This is a genomic window from Thioalkalivibrio sp. (assembly GCF_007692535.1).
GTDB lineage: Bacteria > Pseudomonadota > Gammaproteobacteria > Ectothiorhodospirales > Ectothiorhodospiraceae > Thioalkalivibrio.
Genome location: NZ_REBW01000228.1, coordinates 1 through 17,351 on the forward strand (window position 1 = coordinate 1; position 17,351 = coordinate 17,351).

The 17,351-nt window shown below is 64.0% G+C and carries 18 protein-coding genes; 8 read left to right on the forward strand and 10 right to left on the reverse strand.

The window, feature by feature from the left end; genetic code table 11:
• The 4 genes from EA346_RS12915 to EA346_RS12930 form a co-directional block, all read right to left on the reverse strand.
• The coding region (locus EA346_RS12915; protein WP_296759261.1) for a GDP-mannose 4,6-dehydratase at nucleotides 1-361 on the reverse strand (361 nt) is incomplete at its 3' end.
• Between the two features lie 286 nt (nucleotides 362-647).
• Nucleotides 648-2,759 carry a bifunctional 23S rRNA (guanine(2069)-N(7))-methyltransferase RlmK/23S rRNA (guanine(2445)-N(2))-methyltransferase RlmL gene (gene rlmKL / locus EA346_RS12920; protein WP_296759264.1) on the reverse strand — a complete coding sequence of 704 codons (2,112 nt, stop codon included), beginning with the start codon at nucleotides 2,757-2,759 and terminating at the stop codon, nucleotides 648-650.
• A 130-nt stretch (nucleotides 2,760-2,889) separates the two neighbouring features.
• Nucleotides 2,890-4,053 carry an acyl-CoA desaturase gene (locus tag EA346_RS12925; protein WP_296759266.1) on the reverse strand — a complete coding sequence of 388 codons (1,164 nt, stop codon included), beginning with the start codon at nucleotides 4,051-4,053 and terminating at the stop codon, nucleotides 2,890-2,892.
• Between the two features lie 124 nt (nucleotides 4,054-4,177).
• Nucleotides 4,178-4,957, reverse strand: coding sequence for a hypothetical protein (locus EA346_RS12930; RefSeq protein WP_296759268.1), 780 nt, complete (start codon nucleotides 4,955-4,957; stop codon nucleotides 4,178-4,180).
• Nucleotides 4,958-5,506: 549 nt separating this feature from the next.
• Between EA346_RS12930 and hspQ the strand changes: the two genes are divergently transcribed.
• The gene (gene hspQ / locus EA346_RS12935) at nucleotides 5,507-5,827 is read left to right on the forward strand and encodes a heat shock protein HspQ (RefSeq protein WP_296759271.1); all 321 of its coding nucleotides are present in this window, start codon (nucleotides 5,507-5,509) and stop codon (nucleotides 5,825-5,827) included.
• A 36-nt stretch (nucleotides 5,828-5,863) separates the two neighbouring features.
• Nucleotides 5,864-7,549 (forward strand): dihydroxy-acid dehydratase, encoded by a 1,686-nt coding sequence (gene ilvD, locus EA346_RS12940; protein WP_296759273.1) that lies wholly within the window; start codon nucleotides 5,864-5,866, stop codon nucleotides 7,547-7,549.
• Here the strand turns inward: ilvD and EA346_RS15005 are convergent.
• Nucleotides 7,530-7,760: a Fic family protein gene (locus EA346_RS15005; protein WP_366755794.1), complete on the reverse strand. Its 231-nt coding sequence runs from the start codon at nucleotides 7,758-7,760 to the stop codon at nucleotides 7,530-7,532. The genes ilvD and EA346_RS15005 overlap by 20 nt on opposite strands.
• 388 nt (nucleotides 7,761-8,148) lie before the next feature.
• Here EA346_RS15005 and EA346_RS12945 point away from each other — a divergent pair, with 388 nt between their 5' ends.
• Complete coding sequence (locus EA346_RS12945) at nucleotides 8,149-9,342, forward strand: PQQ-dependent sugar dehydrogenase (protein WP_296759274.1); 1,194 nt, start codon at nucleotides 8,149-8,151, stop codon at nucleotides 9,340-9,342.
• A 73-nt stretch (nucleotides 9,343-9,415) separates the two neighbouring features.
• Here the strand turns inward: EA346_RS12945 and EA346_RS12950 are convergent, their stop codons facing one another.
• A complete protein-coding gene (locus EA346_RS12950; protein WP_296759276.1) occupies nucleotides 9,416-9,730 on the reverse strand; it encodes a hypothetical protein in 315 nt (104 codons plus the stop codon).
• Between the two features lie 358 nt (nucleotides 9,731-10,088).
• Here EA346_RS12950 and EA346_RS12955 point away from each other — a divergent pair, with 358 nt between their 5' ends.
• Nucleotides 10,089-10,991, forward strand: a complete 903-nt coding sequence (locus EA346_RS12955) for a DMT family transporter (RefSeq protein ID WP_296759277.1) — start codon at nucleotides 10,089-10,091, stop codon at nucleotides 10,989-10,991.
• A gap of 253 nt (nucleotides 10,992-11,244) precedes the next feature.
• On the opposite strand, the gene EA346_RS12960 is transcribed toward EA346_RS12955, so the two are convergent.
• Together EA346_RS12960 and EA346_RS12965 are read right to left on the reverse strand one after the other, a co-directional pair.
• Nucleotides 11,245-11,784: a CIA30 family protein gene (locus EA346_RS12960; protein ID WP_296759279.1), complete on the reverse strand. Its 540-nt coding sequence runs from the start codon at nucleotides 11,782-11,784 to the stop codon at nucleotides 11,245-11,247.
• Between the two features lie 335 nt (nucleotides 11,785-12,119).
• Nucleotides 12,120-12,464: a sulfur globule protein gene (locus EA346_RS12965; RefSeq protein ID WP_296759280.1), complete on the reverse strand. Its 345-nt coding sequence runs from the start codon at nucleotides 12,462-12,464 to the stop codon at nucleotides 12,120-12,122.
• 401 nt (nucleotides 12,465-12,865) lie between these two features.
• Here EA346_RS12965 and EA346_RS12970 point away from each other — a divergent pair, with 401 nt between their 5' ends.
• The gene (locus EA346_RS12970; protein ID WP_296759281.1) at nucleotides 12,866-13,390 is read left to right on the forward strand and encodes a pyridoxamine 5'-phosphate oxidase family protein; all 525 of its coding nucleotides are present in this window, start codon (nucleotides 12,866-12,868) and stop codon (nucleotides 13,388-13,390) included.
• Nucleotides 13,391-13,849: 459 nt separating this feature from the next.
• Here EA346_RS12970 and EA346_RS12975 read toward each other — a convergent pair whose 3' ends face one another.
• Entirely contained in the window at nucleotides 13,850-14,404 is a 555-nt protein-coding gene (locus EA346_RS12975; RefSeq protein ID WP_296759283.1) for a DUF427 domain-containing protein, read from the reverse strand.
• 360 nt (nucleotides 14,405-14,764) lie between these two features.
• On the opposite strand from EA346_RS12975, the gene EA346_RS12980 reads away from it, so the two are divergent.
• From EA346_RS12980 to EA346_RS12990, 3 genes are all read left to right on the forward strand, one after another.
• The gene (locus EA346_RS12980) at nucleotides 14,765-15,235 is read left to right on the forward strand and encodes an SRPBCC family protein (RefSeq protein ID WP_296759285.1); all 471 of its coding nucleotides are present in this window, start codon (nucleotides 14,765-14,767) and stop codon (nucleotides 15,233-15,235) included.
• Between the two features lie 24 nt (nucleotides 15,236-15,259).
• On the forward strand, nucleotides 15,260-15,721 hold the full coding sequence (locus EA346_RS12985) for a PAS domain-containing protein (RefSeq protein ID WP_296759287.1): 462 nt from the start codon (nucleotides 15,260-15,262) through the stop codon (nucleotides 15,719-15,721).
• Nucleotides 15,722-16,130: 409 nt separating this feature from the next.
• The gene (locus EA346_RS12990) at nucleotides 16,131-16,415 is read left to right on the forward strand and encodes a hypothetical protein (RefSeq protein ID WP_296759289.1); all 285 of its coding nucleotides are present in this window, start codon (nucleotides 16,131-16,133) and stop codon (nucleotides 16,413-16,415) included.
• 160 nt (nucleotides 16,416-16,575) lie between these two features.
• Here the strand turns inward: EA346_RS12990 and EA346_RS12995 are convergent, their stop codons facing one another.
• Nucleotides 16,576-17,259: a YceH family protein gene (locus EA346_RS12995; RefSeq protein WP_296759291.1), complete on the reverse strand. Its 684-nt coding sequence runs from the start codon at nucleotides 17,257-17,259 to the stop codon at nucleotides 16,576-16,578.
• Between the last annotated feature and the right edge of the window lie 92 nt (nucleotides 17,260-17,351).

Consider the following 17,351-nt stretch of genomic DNA (forward strand, 5'->3'; position numbering starts at 1 on the left):
CCGGGCCCGTCAGGCCGAGCCAGTGCGCGCGAGCCGCCTCGAGCAGCCGGAAGGTGCCGGTCACGTTGGTCTCGACGAAGGTCTCGGGGCCGTGGATCGAGCGGTCCACGTGCGACTCCGCCGCGAAGTGCACCACCGCCCGGGGCCGGTATTCGGCGAACAGACGCTCCAGCAGGGTGGCGTCCAGGATGTCGCCGTGCTGGAAACGATGCAGCGGCGAATCCGCCAGCGACTGCAGGTTGGCGAGATTGCCAGCGTAGGTCAGGGCATCGAGATTGAGCACCGGCTCGTCACCGCTGCGGCACCATTGCAGAACGAAGTTGGAACCGATGAATCCGGCTCCGCCGGTGACCAATATCATGCAGATCTTCCTTTTCTTGCGGCCTGCCAATGGCCTTTGGTTGCATGCAGACACCCGCGACTACAGCCAACCCGCGCCTCCGTGTCAAGCGTGCCCGGACGACGGCAGAACGGCGCCGCCGCAGTCACCAATCCCCAGGCGACGCCCCGGAACCGAACCCAGCACACACGCGACGGCCCAGCCAGTCGCGCGCGAACCGGACGGTCAGCGGAATCTTCGTGATCATCAGGACCACCAATGCCTGAAAGATTCCGTTCACTCCGGCCGTTGTCGATCCACCGCAGAATCACGCCCGCGGCCGCAGGAACCAGCACTGGTGAATGCGCTGATTGCGCTGGAAATCCTTCGGGATGGACCACGCCGTGCGGTCCTCGATCTCGAAGGTCCCGACCAGAGACGGATCCAGGCGGAACCTGCGCAGGTTGGTGGAGAAGATCAGCGTGCCCCCGGGCGCAAGCAGACGCATGCTGTCTCGAATCAGTTCGGTGTGGTCGCGCTGGATGTCGAAGGCGCCTTCCATGCGCCTGGAGTTGGAAAAGCTCGGCGGGTCGAGGAAGATCAGGTCGTAGCTGTCCCGGCAGTCTTTGAGCCACTGGCGACAGTCGGCGCGCACGAGCTGATGGTCCGGGCTGTTCATCTGATTGAGAAACAGGTTCCGGCGCGTCCAGTCGAGATAGGTGGCGGAGAGATCCACGCTGGTGGTGGAGCGCGCCCCGCCCACGGCGGCGTGCACGCTGGCCGCCCCCGTGTAGCAGAACAGGTTCAGAAAGCGCTGGTTCCCGGTGTTTTCGCCGATCCAGGTCCGCACCGGGCGGTGGTCCAGGAACAGGCCGGTATCGAGGTAGTCGGTCAGATTGACCAGCAGGCGGCAGCGACCCTCGCGCACCTCCAGAAACTGGCCCCGCTCGGATCGTCGCTGATACTGACTGTCACCGCGCTGGCGCTGGCGGACCTTGAACACCAGCTTGCCCGGGTCCGCATCCAGGGCCTCCGGCAGGACGCTCAAGGCCGCGCGCAGCCGCGCCTGGGCGCGTCCGGGGTCGATACTGGGCGGTGGCGCATATTCCTGCACGTGCAGCCAGCGGCCGTCACTGGTGTCGTAGACGTCGACGGCCAGGGCGTATTCCGGGATGTCGGCGTCATAGACGCGGAAGCACTGGACCTGCTCGCGTCTGAGCCACCGGGACAGCTGGCGCCGGTTCTTGGCGATGCGATTGACCAGGTCGGGCGCCGCCCCGGTTGTTTCAGCCGGATTGCGCGCGCCGATCTCGAAACGCTCGAGGCGACATTCGATCGGGCCGTTGTAGAGCTGCCAGCTACGCTCGGGCTTCAGGCCGACCTGACAGCCAGACCCGTTGAGAACAATTGCCCGCCAGCCCGGAAAATGGCGTTTCAGGGTCTCGCCGAGGCGCAGATAGAGTGGCAGCAGTTCGTGCGCCTCGCCGAGCCGCTCGCCGTAGGGCGGGTTGGTCGCGACGAGGCCGCGCACGGCGCCGCCAGGCGGGCGCGCCTGACCGATCTCGCGCCGCTCCGCCTGCACCCGGCCGGACAGGCCGGCCCGGGTCAGGTGGTCATGCGTGGTCTCCAGCGCGTCCGGGTCCTCATCAAAACCGAGGATGGGCGGCAGGTGTCCGATCCCCTGCTCCCGACGCTCCAGCGCCTCATCGAGCAGCGACTCCCACGCCGCATCGTCATGGCCGCGCCAGTTCAAGAATCCATAGTGGCGGCGCAACAGGCCGGGCGCGCAGTCCCCCGCCATCCACGCGGCCTCGATCAGCAGCGTGCCCGAACCGCACATGGGATCGACGAAGGCGCCGCCCTCGCTGGCCAGCTCCGGCCAGTCGGCCCTGAACAACATGGCCGCGGCCAGATTCTCTTTCAGTGGGGCAGTCCGCCCCTCACGCCGGTAGCCCCGGCGGTGCAGGCTGCCGCCCGCCAGGTCCACGGCGACGGTGACGCCGTCGTCGACCATGTGCACATTGATGCGAAGGTCGGGCTGCTCGGTGTCGACCGACGGACGACTGCCCATGCGCTCCCGGATCTGGTCGACGACCGCGTCCTTGACCCGCTGTTCGGCGAAGCGACTGTGGCCGAGCGCCGCACGGATGCCGGTGAAGCCCACCGCCAGCGTGTTTTCCGGCCCCAGGTGCAAGGACCAATCGACCCGTTTCACCCCGTCATACAAGGCCTGTTCATCGCCGGCGGTGAACTGCTCCAGCGGCAGCAGCACACGGTTGGCCAGGCGCGACCATAGACAAACCCGGTACGCCGCGACCAGTTCCCCACAGAACTCGACCCCGCCCCGCCGCACCCGCACTCCGTCCAGCGCCAGCGACTTCAGCTCCGCGGCCAGCAATTCCTCCAGCCCCTGCGGCGCCGTTGCGAAAAACGTGTTCACGATCGCGGTGTCATCGAAACCGGTCCCGGGGTGCGGACGCGCGGCGAAGGGCTTGCCCGCAGGGAATGGAGGAAGGCTGTCCAATCCCGCCGATCAATGTGCCTCGGCCAGGGCGGCCAGAACGGCAGGATCAGCCGGACACCGATGGCGGCGACATGCCGGAATGAACCCGCTGGTTCAACTCACCGGCCAGCACCTGCAGACGGCGGCGCTGCATCTTCAGACGGTATTCGAGTTCCTTGAATGACGTCCGCAGTTCGGTCTTCAGCCAGCGGTCGGTCATCGCCGCACGACCCGCCTGGACCTTTTTCGCCTGCACCTCCTGCCAGTGATTCACGGTCTCGCGAAATCGCTGATACTCGCGCTCCAGCGCGCCGCGCCAGGTCTCCTGCACTGCGGCGGCCTCGGCGAGATGCTGGAGCCTGCGAAACTGCACTGCGAGTCGCGCCCTCTGGATCTTGAACGCTGGCGTCCAGTGCCGATCGTAGGCCAGCCCACACCACGCACAGAGGTTGATGAACCACTTCGATGGATCGTAATGCCACCAGGCCACGCCATTGCGGTAGTCGGCCTGGAAGGCGTGGTGATAGTTGTGATACCCCTCGCCCCAGGTCAGCAATGCAACGGCCGGATTGTCCACGGCCGTGTTCTCGTCGCTGTACGGTCGGCGACCCCACAGGTGGGCCAGCGAGTTGATGAAGAACGTGAAATGGTGACTCAATGCGAGCCGCAGGGCACCCGCAAGCAGCAGCATGCCCACCACATCACCGAACAGGAGGCCCAGGCCGAGCGGCACACCCAGGTTCATTACCCAGACCAGTGTCCAGTAATGCCGGTGCTGCCACATCACGATGGGATCCCTCTCCAGATCCTTCACGCGCGAAAAATCCGCCTCGGTGGTGGGCCACTTGCGCAGCATCCAGCCGATGTGCGCGTGCCAGAACCCGGCCTTGATCGAGTGGGGGTCCCGGGTCACGTCATCCACGTAGCGATGGTGAACCCGGTGCCGGGCCGCCCAGTGCAGAATGCTGTTCTGCAGCGCCATCGCTCCGAAGATCGCCAACACCACGCGGAGCGGCGCCCGCGCCTTGAAGGAATGGTGGGCCCAAAGCCGGTGATACCCGACGGTGATGCTCATCCCGCCGAGGACCACGAAGAGGGCGAAGAAGACCCAGGCCCAGCCGCTGTAGCCGTGCATCACGCCCCACAGCGGCACGAGGATGAAGGCGGTGAAGTTGATCAGCGCAAAGAAGACCGCGTTGGACCATACGACCGGAGGCTTGCTGGAGGGCATTCGGAATTCCTGTTGAATCGGTGCGTCACCGGGCCGTTACCGGTACTCGGCGTTGGCCCATTCGACCACATATCGTCGTCTTCGTGCAGCGAGGGGTCGCAACGCACATGATCCGTGCCCGGCATCACCCCGACGAGCCCGCGCGCCGAAGGAGATCCTCTTCCATTATCACGTTGCGCCTTCGCGCTTCCAGGGCCTCTAGCAGAGTGTAGGCCATGGACGTGAACAGCGGCAGGACCAGGACCATCACCGCCACATTGAAGCCCGCGAGCGTGAGCCAGTCACCCGGGTCCGGGGACTGCCGCAACTCCATCAGGACGATCTCGGCGATCGAAAGCGGGATCACCGCCACCAGGGTGATTGTCAGCAGGATCCCCAGGCTGAACCACCAGCTTCCCCAGACCAGCACTGCACTGCGTTTCAGCGCGGCAAAGACGCCGCTATCCCGCAGTACGATCAGCATCACGCCCGGGGCCAGCAGAACCGCGAGGAAGATCCCCGGCAGCGCCAGCAACACCAGGCCGGTCACGACCAGCAGGGTATATAGCAACGCATAGGCCAGCACCGGCAGCAACACGCGGCCGGCCCGCGCGAATGCGCCGTTCCCGCGGTCACCGGCGAGCGCGTGATCTGCCCGCAACAGCGCCACCACCCAGAGGTAGGCACTCCCGATCAGGCCTGCAAGTACCGCGACAAAGAAGGCCGGCCCCGGCATCTCACCGGCCTCCAGGAGTGCCATGCCCTCGACCTGCACGGACTCGGTCGCGGCCTGCAGCAGGCCGAGCAGCACGCCCACCAGCAGGAGCGTTCCGAGCAGTCTCGGATAGCGTGCAAAGATCGCACCGAGGGTCTCGCCGAGATGCTGCGGAGCCCGAACGGGGCCGTTCGACCTGTATTCAGACATCGGTGACCCTCCCGAAAAGACCGTTTGCCGCCGGCCCCTGCAGCGCGTCACTGCAGAGGCGTTCCGGGTTTCGCAGAATGGAGCGCCGAGGGTTAGCTGATGAGCGGCCCCGACCGGGACTGCACCTATTCTTGTTCCGGAGTCTCCACCTGTCAGGGACCGGGAAACACGGCTGGACCCGCCATTGCTGAAATTCGCGGACGAAGGCGCGAATGTTGCTGCCTGCGGAGTCTTCGTGACAATCAGGGCGGGAAATCGCGAGCATGTGGGCACTCCCTTGCCTATGGGGTTGATGGGGCCGGCATCCTTGACCAAACAACGCCATTTTCCGCGGCGTCTCCCGCATGTCAAGCTGTGTCGCGGCCGCTCGTTCTGCACCTCGACCCGCCCGCTCGGGTCTGTCCCCCTTGCCCGTTCCGATCCTGAACCGGCGCTGGCTTGGGTGTGACGATCGATTGCGGTGAGGACTTCGCTGAAGCCCCTTGCAGGATGGACACAATTTCCGCATGTTGGTCCCAGGGCCAAACACCAAGTCGGTAAGAGGGGATCATGACCACGCGGACGCGCTTCACCGTTGGCGAACTGGTGCACCACACCCGGTTCGATTACCGCGGTGTGATCATCGACGTGGATCCGGTCTATGCCGGATCCGACGAATGGTACGAAAACGTGGCCAGGAGCCGCCCGCCCAAGGACCAGCCCTGGTATCACGTGCTGGTGGACGGGCACACGCACAGCACCTACGTCGCCGAGCGCCACCTGGAACCCGACATACGGGGCGAGCAGATCGAGCACCCCACCCTCGGCCAGTTCTTCGATCGGTTCCTGAATGGTCGTTACGTGCGCCAGAATGACCCTGGCGCGCACTGACCCCCTGATCCGTGAACTAACCGCAACGGGAGCACCATGGCACCAGACAACCGCCGCAGCCGCATCGTGACCGAGGGACCTCGCCGCAGCCCCAACCGTGCGATGCTGCGCGCGGTCGGTTTCGGCGACGATGACTTCCAGAAGCCCATCGTAGGCATCGCCAACGCGCATAGCACCATCACCCCCTGCAACATCGGGATTGGTGCCCTGGCTGACCGTGCCGAGCAGGCCGTGCGCGCAGCCGGCGGGATGCCGCAGGTCTTCGGCACGATCACCATCTCCGACGGCATCTCCATGGGCACACCCGGGATGAAGTATTCGCTGGTCTCGCGCGAGGTGATCGCCGACGCGATCGAGACGGTGGTGAATGGACAGAGCATGGACGGCATCCTTGCCACCGGCGGCTGCGACAAGAACATGCCCGGTGCGATGATCGCACTCGCCCGCATGAATGTCCCCGGTATCTTCGTGTATGGCGGCACCATCAAGCCGGGCCACTATAAGGGACAGGAACTGACCATCGTCAGCGCCTTCGAGGCGGTCGGCCAGCACGGTGCCGGCAAGCTCTCCGACGAGGACCTGCAGGGCGTCGAACGCAATGCCTGCCCCGGCGCCGGATCCTGTGGCGGAATGTTCACCGCCAACACCATGTCCAGCGCCTTTGAGGCGATGGGCATGAGCCTGCCCGGCTCCTCGACCCAGGCGGCGGAGGATCCCGAGAAGATCGAGTCGGCGGCCCGCTCGGCCGAGGTTCTGCTCGAGGCGATCCACGCCAACCGGCGCCCGCGCGACATCATGACCCGCGAGGCATTCGAAAACGCCCTGACTGTGGTGATGGCGGTTGGCGGCTCCACCAACGCGGTGCTCCACCTGCTCGCCATCGCCCACTCCGCCCGGGTGCACCTGGACATCGACGACGTCGAACGAATCCGGCGCAAGGTCCCCGTGCTTTGTGACCTGAAGCCGTCCGGCCAATACGTGACCACCCAGTTCCACGCGATGGGCGGCACCCCCCAGGTCATGAAGATGCTGCTCAATGCTGGGCTGCTGCACGGTGACTGTCTGACCATCAGCGGCCAGACCCTGGCCGAGACCCTCGCCGGCGTGCCCGATGCACCCCCCGCGGACCAGGCCATCATCCGGCCGATGAGCGAGCCGCTCTACGCCCAGGGACACCTGGCCGTGCTCAAGGGCAACCTGGCCCCGGAGGGCGCGGTTGCCAAGATCACCGGACTCAAGCGCACCGCGATATCCGGCCCGGCGCGCTGCTACGACTCCGAGGAGGCCTGCCTGGACGCCATCCTCGCCGGCGAGATCCAGGCCGGCGACATCGTGGTTATCCGCTACGAAGGTCCGCGCGGTGGTCCGGGCATGCGGGAGATGCTGGCCCCGACGGCCGCCATCATCGGAGCCGGCCTCGGCGATTCCGTCGGCCTGATCACCGACGGGCGTTTCTCCGGCGGGACCTACGGCATGGTCGTCGGCCATGTCGCACCCGAGGCGGCCAGTGGCGGCGCGATCGCGCTGGTGCGGGATGGCGATACGATCGAGATCGACGCCACCGAGAATCGCCTGTGGCTGCACGTCGACGAGACCGAACTCGAAGGCCGCCGTGCCGACTGGGAGCCGCCGGCGCCGCGCTTCGACCGGGGCGTCCTGGGCAAGTATGCCCGCACCGTGGGTTCGGCCAGCCGCGGGGCGGTTACCGACGACTTTTCCTGACTGCCCGCCGGGAACGGCCCATCGTGCAACAGGTAGAACCGCCTGGACTGCGCTGGACCTCACCCCGTACCCGCTGGCGGACGGATGCGCCCCGCCTGTTGCCATCGTTGTAAGGGTGGTTGTGGACAAGCCCGTAGACGTAGGCTGTGGCAACCGCGGCGAGGTCGGCCGTGGGCTCGTACGCGAAGCGCTGCTTTGGGCGTCGGCTCATTCGTAATTTCCCCCATGTGAAAACCGGTATGGGCGGTGCAGACTATCGCTAGCGTTCGTGGGATAGGGATATGTATCGTGGGTGCGCCTCTCCATCACAACAGGGGCTGGTCATGGCCAGCATCCCCTGCCGACTTGGCGCCGCGTCCAACGTGCCGGCCCCGCTCCACCCCCCTGCCAGAACAAGACAGACTGGTCGGAATACCCGAACGTCCCGGCGTTCGAGGAGACCGACTGCCGCAATGCCCATGCCGTGTTCCTGGAAGGCGATAGCCAGATGTTCTGACGTTTTGCTGCACCGGCGTCGGACCGGAAGATCCGACGTCGCGGCCGCTCTCGAATCACACTGATCAGTTTGGGGCTGTAGCCCCCATTGCAGGAGGAATGCCATGTACAAGCCGAGATGTGTCTCCGCCACGATGGTGGCCTCAATGCTGCTGTTCTCAGGCGTGGCCGTCGCGTCCGACATCGTGGATTCCCAATACCAGCCGCTGCGTCTCGTCAATGTCGTGGACGGCCTTGACCACACATGGTCCCTCGCCTTCCTGCCGGACGGCGACCTGTTGGTGACCGAGCGCCCCGGTCGTCTGAACTGGGTTCGGGAGGGCATCGCGCGGCAGATCGTTGGGATTCCCGAGGTAACGGCTCAACGCCAGGGCGGGCTGCTCGATGTGTCCCTGCACCCGAATTTCGAGGACAACCGACTCGTGTACCTCACCTACTCTCGCTCGAACCCCGATAACCCCGACGAGACGGCCGTCGCACTCGCGCGCGGCGAACTGGATCTCGACCACTTTCTGGAGATCATCGTCGACGAGCTGCGCGAACTGGAACTCGAGAACGTTGAGGAGATCTTCGTCCAGAATCAATACTCGCAACCCGGCCGCCATTACGGATCGCGCCTCGCCTGGCTGCCCGACGGGACCCTGCTGATGAGTGTCGGAGACCGCGGTCCGGAACCGCCACGCGCGCAGGATCTGAGTGACCACGCCGGGAGCCTGCTGCGCCTGAACGACGACGGATCGGTACCGGACGACAACCCCTTCGTGGACCGCGACGATGCCGCGCCGGAAATCTACGCTTTTGGACTCCGCAATATCCAGGGCCTGATGGTGCATCCCGACACCGGCGAGATCTGGGCCACCGATCACGGGCCGCGGGGAGGCGATGAACTGAACCGGATCGAGGCCGGTGAGAACTACGGGTGGCCGAAGGTTTCGCTCGGCCTGAGCTACGAGACCCAGGAGCCCTACTTCGACTACACCGAGCGCCATAGGGAAGGCATGGTGGACCCGGTGATCGACTGGACACCCGCCATGCCTCCCTCGGGACTCGCGGCACTACCCGAGGAAAGCCCTTACGTCCAGCAGTGGTCGGGCAATTTCCTGGCCGGCAGTCTGCGCACCGAACAGGTGCGGCGCATCGTGTTCCGTGACGGGATCCCAGTGCACGAGGAAGAGCTCATTCGTGGCAAGCTTGGTCGCATTCGGGACGTGCGCGTCGGCCCGGACGGCATCATCCACGTGGCGACCGACAACGGCGACGATCAGGACGGCATCTGGCGGCTGGAACCCGCCGACTGACGCCTGCCCCCGGGCGCTCCGGTGATCCGCGTCGCTCCTCCTCGACGGGCCAGCATTCTCTGAGGGAGCGACATCAAAACCGGTAGCCGATGCCGACCGAGGCGTGATGTAGCCAGGCAAAAGCATAGACGCTGCTGTTATCGGCGCCGCCTTCCAACGTGCGATAGCCGCCGTAGACATGCCAGCCTGTCGGCAGCTCATGACGCACCTGGACGGCAAAGTCGAGGGCGCGCCCCTGCGACGCGGCCGCACCCTCGAAATCAAGCACCAGCGAAGTGCGATCCGTAAAGTGATAAGCGCCATACAGATGCAGCAAGGGCACCAACCCCAAATCGTCGTCCTTGGCGCGCAGATCGCCCTGGCGCAGCTTGATATAGGACCCGCCCACCCCTGAAACCAATGGTTTGATCGCTGAATCCTCGAAGCGATCCTCTACCGCGGCGAGCTCCCGGGGGAACAGGCCAGGCGGTTCCGGGGGCCACCGTCTGTGGTAGAGACGGTCCTCGCGGCTTGTGGAACACTCTCCACAAGGGGCCACCCGGGACTCTGACGATTTGCAGGGGCAGCGGCGGCCGCACCGGGTAAGTTGCCCGGCAGACGCGCTGCCAGCGTCTCTGGTCGTTTTTCTACTACGCATGGCCTCTATGTATGATCTGGCTGGTTGTCTCGAACCGACGGAAATGCTTCCTGCACGCCGGTGAGCCACGCTACGTCACACATCGCTGACAACGAAAGGGGAGCCATTGATGGGCTTGGGTGTGGGATTCGTGGTGCTGGCGGCTCTCTTCTGGGGGTTGTCGGGCGGGATCGGCGGCATTCTGATGGCCGATGGCTGGGACGCCTTCGTGGTCTCGTTCTACCGGGGTGCAATCGGGCTCGTGTTCGTGCTCGCCTGGCTCGCCTGGCGGCCGCACGGCAGTGGCCTCGCGAGTGGTCGGCTGTGGTTCTGGTCAGCCGTGGCCGGTCTGGGCGTGGCCGGCAACTTCTCTTTCTATTTCGTGAGCATCGCGCACGGAAGCGTTGCGGTGGCGGCCACGCTGATGTACACGGCACCGGTGTTCGTGTACCTCGTTTCCTTTGCCCTGAAGCTTGAAAGTCCCACCGTGCTCAAGCTGGTTGCGATCGCGCTGGTGATGGTTGGCATCGTGCTGCTTACCCAGATCTACGACACCGGCGCGGGCGGCGTCACCCTCATCGGTGCCGGAGCCGGCCTGCTGGCTGGCCTGTCCTACGCGGTGTTCATCTTCGGCTTCAAGTACGCGGGTTCGCACGGCAGTCCGCAGGCGATTCTCTCGATTGCTTTCGGGGTACTCGTCCTCATCCTGATGTGGCCGGGGGATGGCGCTCAGATGGTTGCCGTACTGAGTACACCGGACTGGCCGCTGTTCGCAGCGCTTGGCGTGTTCGGGGCGGGCTTGTCGTTCGCTTTGTATATCAACGGGCTCAGGTATACCGCGCCGGCCGTGGCTTCCATCGTGGCGATGGTCGAACCGGTCACCGCGACGCTGTTCGGCGTCGTGGTGCTGCATGAAAGCCTGGGTTTCGTTCAGATTCTCGGGATGGGTCTGATCCTCGTCACGGTGACTGCACTCAGCGTAACCTCGCGCGTCACACCGCCAGCGCTTGTACAGAATCGAAACTCCGAGTAAGCGGCGGATCCGCACTGCGGGCTCTGCGACCGGACCTACGGGGTCACCGACATGCAACACCCTTCCGCGAACGCGCGGCCTCTCGATCAGGTTGCCGGTCAGCCCGACAAGCCGCTCCCCGACGTCTGGTTCGACGTCGTCGTGGGCCACCCACCGCAAAATTTGGCTTGGATTGCTGCAACGCCCGACCCCGGCGCGCCATCAGGTCTGGCTGTATCTGGCGGGAATCCCTGCTGGGCGGACCGTTGGTGCCTTACTCGCGGACGGGAATCGGCCTGTTGCCGAGTTCCAGTCGTGACACCTCGATTTCCGCCTCGAAGGCCTCGCCGTAGGCGACAATCCCCAAGGATTTGAGAGCGCTGACGTCCAACCGGCGCCAGGTGGCGCGGCCCTCGAACGCGGTGAAGGGAACGAACTGCTCCTGCCAGGTGGGTTGGACCTCGATCGGTGCACGGTAATGCTGCCACGGCTGCCAGGTCTGACGGGTGCGCAGGTGCAGATAATATGGCCCGGGCGTGCCGCGGACCGTGATGTAGAGGCCCTCCCATGCGCTGGCATCGAAGCTGCCGCCACCTGGGTCAAGCGGGAGCCTTGCCTGGATGAACCCGCCGCGATTCTCAAGCCGGACCTGGCCGCGCATGACCAGTACCGGGCCAGCATCGCTGTCGCGACGGCTGAACTGCATTTCGGAGCGCCCACCCATCACGCGGTCGGTAAGCCCTTCCCAGTGCGTACCGACGTTCGAGAGGCCATCCTCATGTTGGAAGTCGTCGAGCAGGAGAGTGTCGGTCATCGCCGGATCCTCGGACGCCAGCCCCGAGAGTGGCAGAACCGCCAGCAAGGCGACAAGCGTGACCGTCTCGAGAAAACAACGTCGATGGCGTCTGCCTGGTGGTGATATGTGCTTTTTCATCATGAATCGGTACACGGTCGTTGCCGCCCGGAAAGCAGACCGCATGGTAGATGGTAGCCCAATCCCGATGGACGGGGGTGCAGGAGAAGAACGCCAACGCCGGCCAGCTGCTTCATCACGGCTCATTCGCCCGCGACCTGAGGTGTCTCCTGTCCACGGGCGCGTCGCGGGAGGCGGGGTGCCCCGCCCCCTCTCGGGAGCGGGGCGGGGACTTTTCAGTAGGCGCCGTTATCGGAACTGGTCGTCGGGGCGGGGGCCATCATCGCGTAGGGGGCGCCACGCCAGTTGCGGGCGTGGTAACGATGGTGGGCATAGTACGGCCTGCCGTAGCCCCTGCCCCATCCACGGCCGTAGCCGCCGGCGCCCATCGAGAAGCCAAAGCCGCCGGACAGGTGCCCACGCCCGGACCCGCGCCCGTGCCATGGGTGGTACAGACCGCTGCCGTAGTGGGGACTCCAGCCATAGCCCGGACCGTGCAGATGAGCCGAACTGGCCTGCATCGGTGCGGCAAAGGTGGCAATCAGGGCGGTCGAGGCGAGGAACTTCAGGGTATTTTTCATGTGTGTTCTCCGGTTGCTCGGTTCACGTCTGGATATTAGCCGGACGGCACTCTCGGCCGGGTCAGCCCACTCCATTAGGATCGGCTAATGCATCATGGACCGCAGTTCCAGAAACGAGTTTCAATCCCCCAAAATCATCAGGTGGGGACGTCGAGCAGGACCGGGACACACCCCGCGACCCGGGCCCATCAGAGTAATGTAGTAGGCCTGCGTCGCGGATTCGGTCCTGCACCCCCGGTACTCGCCATTGGCCGGAGCCAGGTACCGCCGGTGAGCGGACGCCGAACGGACGTGCGCGCAGGTCGTGGCCTTTTCGTCGGGGATGTCGATGGGGTTGGGCGCTTTGTCCTTCGCCCAGCCAGGGCCGAATCCAAAGAACCTTTTTTAAGGGAGGCTTGTTTTTGAACCGAGATTACGATGAACCTAAATTCGTTGATGTGGTATCCACCAAGAATAATGGGGCCGAGACAGAGATTTTGGATGAAATAAAAGGGCTCTGCAAAGACCAACCCTTTGCCGTTCTTGCCACGCAAGGTGAAGGGCAGCCGTATGTTTCACTGATCAGCTTTGCCATCAGCGAAGACCTGCGGCAGATCGTTTTTTCAACCCCTTCTCAAACGAGAAAATTCACCCTGATTTCCAGTAACGATAAAGTATCGCTTATGATAGACAACCGTTCTCAGCAACCCGAAAGCATTAACCTGATCTGCGGGCTGACGATAACTGGCCACGCCAGAGTTCTGGATGATCCGAAAGAGATTGAAGAGTGGGGCCGAGCGCTCACGGCCAAGCATGGTTACCTGCAAAAGTTCGTTGATTCAAATACTTCCAATCTGATCCTCGTCGAGACTACCCGCTTCTTCTATGTCAGACGTTTCCAAGAGGTCTACCAGTGGGCACCAGGAAGCAATGCTGCGTCACCCTGATTAAAATGTTTGATTAGCACGCAAGCTCCTCCGGTGGTCAGGTGGGGGCTGTTTCAAGGGGCGCGGACGTAGGAGGCCAAACCCCAGGCGATGGGCTTTCCGGCGCCAGATTTGCGAAAGGACTCGCCACCCGCGGGGAAGGCGAACGCGGAGGATTCGTGATAACCGCGATATGGCAAGTGCACGAGTGTAAGCAATGGCGTGAGCCACTATGAGCGGGTGGCCTTTTTCGTTCTTGGGGTTTGTGTTGGCTCTGTGTAGTCGCTTTGCACGGTGGCCGATTCGTCGGGCTGCACAAGCATGCGCCACTGACGGGCGCGGGCGCGTTGCTGGGAGATGCGGTTCATCGGGCCACCGCTTAACATCGGCATTTTTCTTCTCCGCCCCTTTCGATGCAGCCAGGAGGCACTCGGGCTATGTTCCTGGTGGCCTGACGATCGGGATCACCATCCGCCGGGATCACCATCCGGACGTGCCCGGATCGCCCTTGAACGGTCCCACCACGTCTCTGGTGATCCATCCGCCATAGAAGCCCCCCGCCTGAGGCAGGACCCGCTCGCCGGCCACGAAGCAGGCAATGCGATCGGGATAGAAGGCATACCAGCCGGCCAGCGTCTCAAACTCCGGGAACGGTTCCGGGTAAATCCAGGCGACCGGAGCACCGCGCTCCGGGGCGTGGGCGAGCTCGAAGTATTGGGCCGGCCCCTTCCATTCACAGAATGAATGCCCGGACATCGGGATCAACAGCGCTTCGTCAACATCTTCCGGCGGCACGTAAAAGGTTGGCGCGCTCGCCGTCTCCAACACGCGCACAGCTCTCTCGCTCAGGGCAACGGTCTGGTCCCCGGTTTTGATCAGGACTTCTCTCGAATCCGGAGCGACGATGGGAGGCCGCGGATAGTCCCAGACCGATTCCTGCCCGGGACCGGGTTCATGCGCGAATGGCGGGCGGCGGGTTCCAGTGTGCGCCCAGCCCGCGCGGGCGGACCGAATTCCAGGTGGCAGATCATGCATGGTGACTCCTCCCTTGGCCCTATTTCCGGGCCTTGAACTCGGTTAAATACCGTAATCTAGACTATATCTGCGGACCGGGCTGCCGACGGCAGAAGAACGTTCACGACCACGCGGGCGAAAAATGACGGGAGCCTCAACCGGGCAGTGGGATTTTTTTCGTCCCCGGATTGCCCGTCAGGATGGCTGGCGCCGTACCCGCAACGGGTGTCGGGCAAACCGCGCCTTGGCCGCTGCCCCGGGGATGCTGCTATCCTTCGACAGAAGAGGATGGGCAGCCAATCGGGATGATCTTCCCCCTGAGTCCGTGCCCCCGTCCCGTTGCGCTCTCCCGCAAACCGCCCCATGGGAACCGATTGAACGATGGTGAAGGCCCAGTCCAGAACCCTGATCCGCTGTCCGTTGCCAGACGTCTATCGTTTCGTCGTGCATGATTTCGTCCGCAACTACCCACGGTGGTCTCCCGAGGTCCAACGTCTGAGGCCCCTGAGCGACGGGCCATTGGATCTGGGCTGGACGGCGCATCAGGTCCGCGTCGACCAGGGACGCCGCACCGAAACCGACTTCCGGGTCATTGTGCTCGATCCCCAGCATCGTGTGTGTTTCAAGGGGATCAAGGACCCGTTCGTGATCGATTATCGATTCGACCCGCAAGGGGAGAACACGCAGTTGACCTTCAGCTTCGAGTTGGCGCGGCTCGGCTTCGCGCTGCGGCCGTTCGAGAAACTCATTCGTTTCGCGGTTCAGGACGGCACGGAACGCGTCGTACGCAACCTGAAGGCCCTGGTCGAAAGGGAACTTGGCCAGCGATCCACTGACTCAACCACCTCCTGACCGTATCCTCCACTGGAGCGACCCATGCTGTTCACCGTCGAGAAAGACACCGGAATCATCCCCTACGTATTGACCCAGATCCTGGATACCTGCGTGAACGGAGTGACGCTCGCCGACCCCGACATGCCGGACAATCCCATCGTCTACGCCAACTCCGTCTTTGAGCGGATGACGGGTTACAGTCGCGAGGAGATCCTCGGGCACAACTGCCGCTTTCTCCAAGGGGACGATCGGGATCAGCCCGCGCTGGAGGAGATCCGTGCCGCAGTCAGGGAGCATCGCCCTGTCGAGGTGACACTGCGCAATTATCGCAAGGACGGGACCCTGTTCCACAACCGGTTGTCGATCCAGCCGCTGCGGGATGCCTCGGGCCAGCTGATCTATTATCTCGGCGTGCAATATGACGTCAGCGAGCTGGTCAACGCTCGGGCTGAGGTCGAGCGTCTCGAGGGCATGCTGAACCCGGACTCGGCCCCGCAGGACTGATTTCCATCCAGGCAAGCTGACCGCCTCCTTTCACAACTCACTATCAGCAGCAGTTCGTCCCGCTTGTCGCCCAGCCTTCGTCCCATGCTGTAGCCCGCATTCGACGGGCTGCAGCTGTCGTCGGTCGAGTGCTGCATTGAACCGTTCATACCGTGGAATCCCGGCCGGCACATGCCTCCATCTCCCGAGGGTAAGACACGCCGTGAGTCATTCGAGCCGATGGTGATTCCGGTCTGCACTGCGCAGCAAAGATGTGCCTGGACGAACGGATCGCCCGTCTGGGTAGAATTACCTAGGTAGTAGGCGGACTTCCATTTTGGCACTCACTGGCCTTATTATCGATATCGCAAGTAGTATATCCAGCAATGGGTATGTCAAGGGAACGCGTCATTCGATTGGGGGAGTGGTGATGCAGGATGATGACAACACCTGGGTTCGCACCAGCGTGTGGCTGGTTCTGGGGAACGGTCACCGGATAAAGGTGCAGGCCCGCAAGCTTTGCCGCCTCGGTGGCTTTCTGGAATACACGGGTCCCGTGTGGGATCGGCTGCTGGAGATTGTCTTCCCGCAGCCGGGTGCCTCCGAGGGTGGCTATCGCACCCACGCGATGGTCGCGCGCCAATGCCCCGATGGGATCTGGGTCCGTTTCACCCGGGAGTTGCCCAAGTCGTCCGTAAAGCTGGTGCCCCGCTGAGACCCTTCGGCAGCAGCGGCTTCGCTGCGGTCGATGCGATTGTCCTTGTCTGCGGAGGATTCGTGCGAATCAGGAACCGAATTGCCAGGATCGCTCCGGGACGCCGGGCCGATTCTGCTTCTCGTCTCGCGGAAGGCGCCATTAGACGCATGACAGGACCCTAGTCCTCAACCTCCCCCAAGCGGCGTTCCAGGGCTTCGATCCGCCGCTCCAGTTCCATCACCTTTTCGGACAGGTTGCCGGAGGCTGGCGCCTCACCGGTCGGCGTGGAGAATGTCCTCCGGGCCGGCAGTTCCTCCTCCACCCTGCCGCAGAGCAGGTGCATGTACCGATCCTCGCGTTGACCCGGTCCACGGGGCAGGCGCACGACCATGGGCTCGTCCCGTGCCGCCAGTGCGTCCAGGTGGTCGCGCACATCATCCAGACCGTCGAAGCGGTGCAGGCGCTCCGATCGCGTGAGCAACTCGGACAGGGTCTGTGGTCCGCGCAGCAGCAGCAGGCCGATCAGCGTGCGCTCGCCAGGGCTGACGTTCAATGCCGGGTCCAGGCGATGCGCGTAGCGAGTGGCACGTGCCCCGAAATCACTCTTCACCAGGCCCCGTTCTTCCAGCCGACGGAGCACCCAGCCAACGCGGCCGGGATCCATCTGCATCACCGGGTTACGGCTGGTCTTCTGGTTACAGGCGGTAACCGTTGCGTTCTGGGTCAGCGGATACACTTCGGGTGTGGCGGATTCCTTTTCGATCAGACAACCGAGCACACGCGCCTCCTCTGCGTCCAGCGGCGGATCCAGCGGCAGGCCGTCATGGTCCTCTGTCTTCCTGTCTTCCTGATCTTCGCTCATGCCGGAAATGCTACACGCGGTTGTCGTTCCGGGCTAGCCAGCAGCAGTACGACTCCTCGGCGCCCCGGGCTTTGCCGGTGACAGTCGTTAAC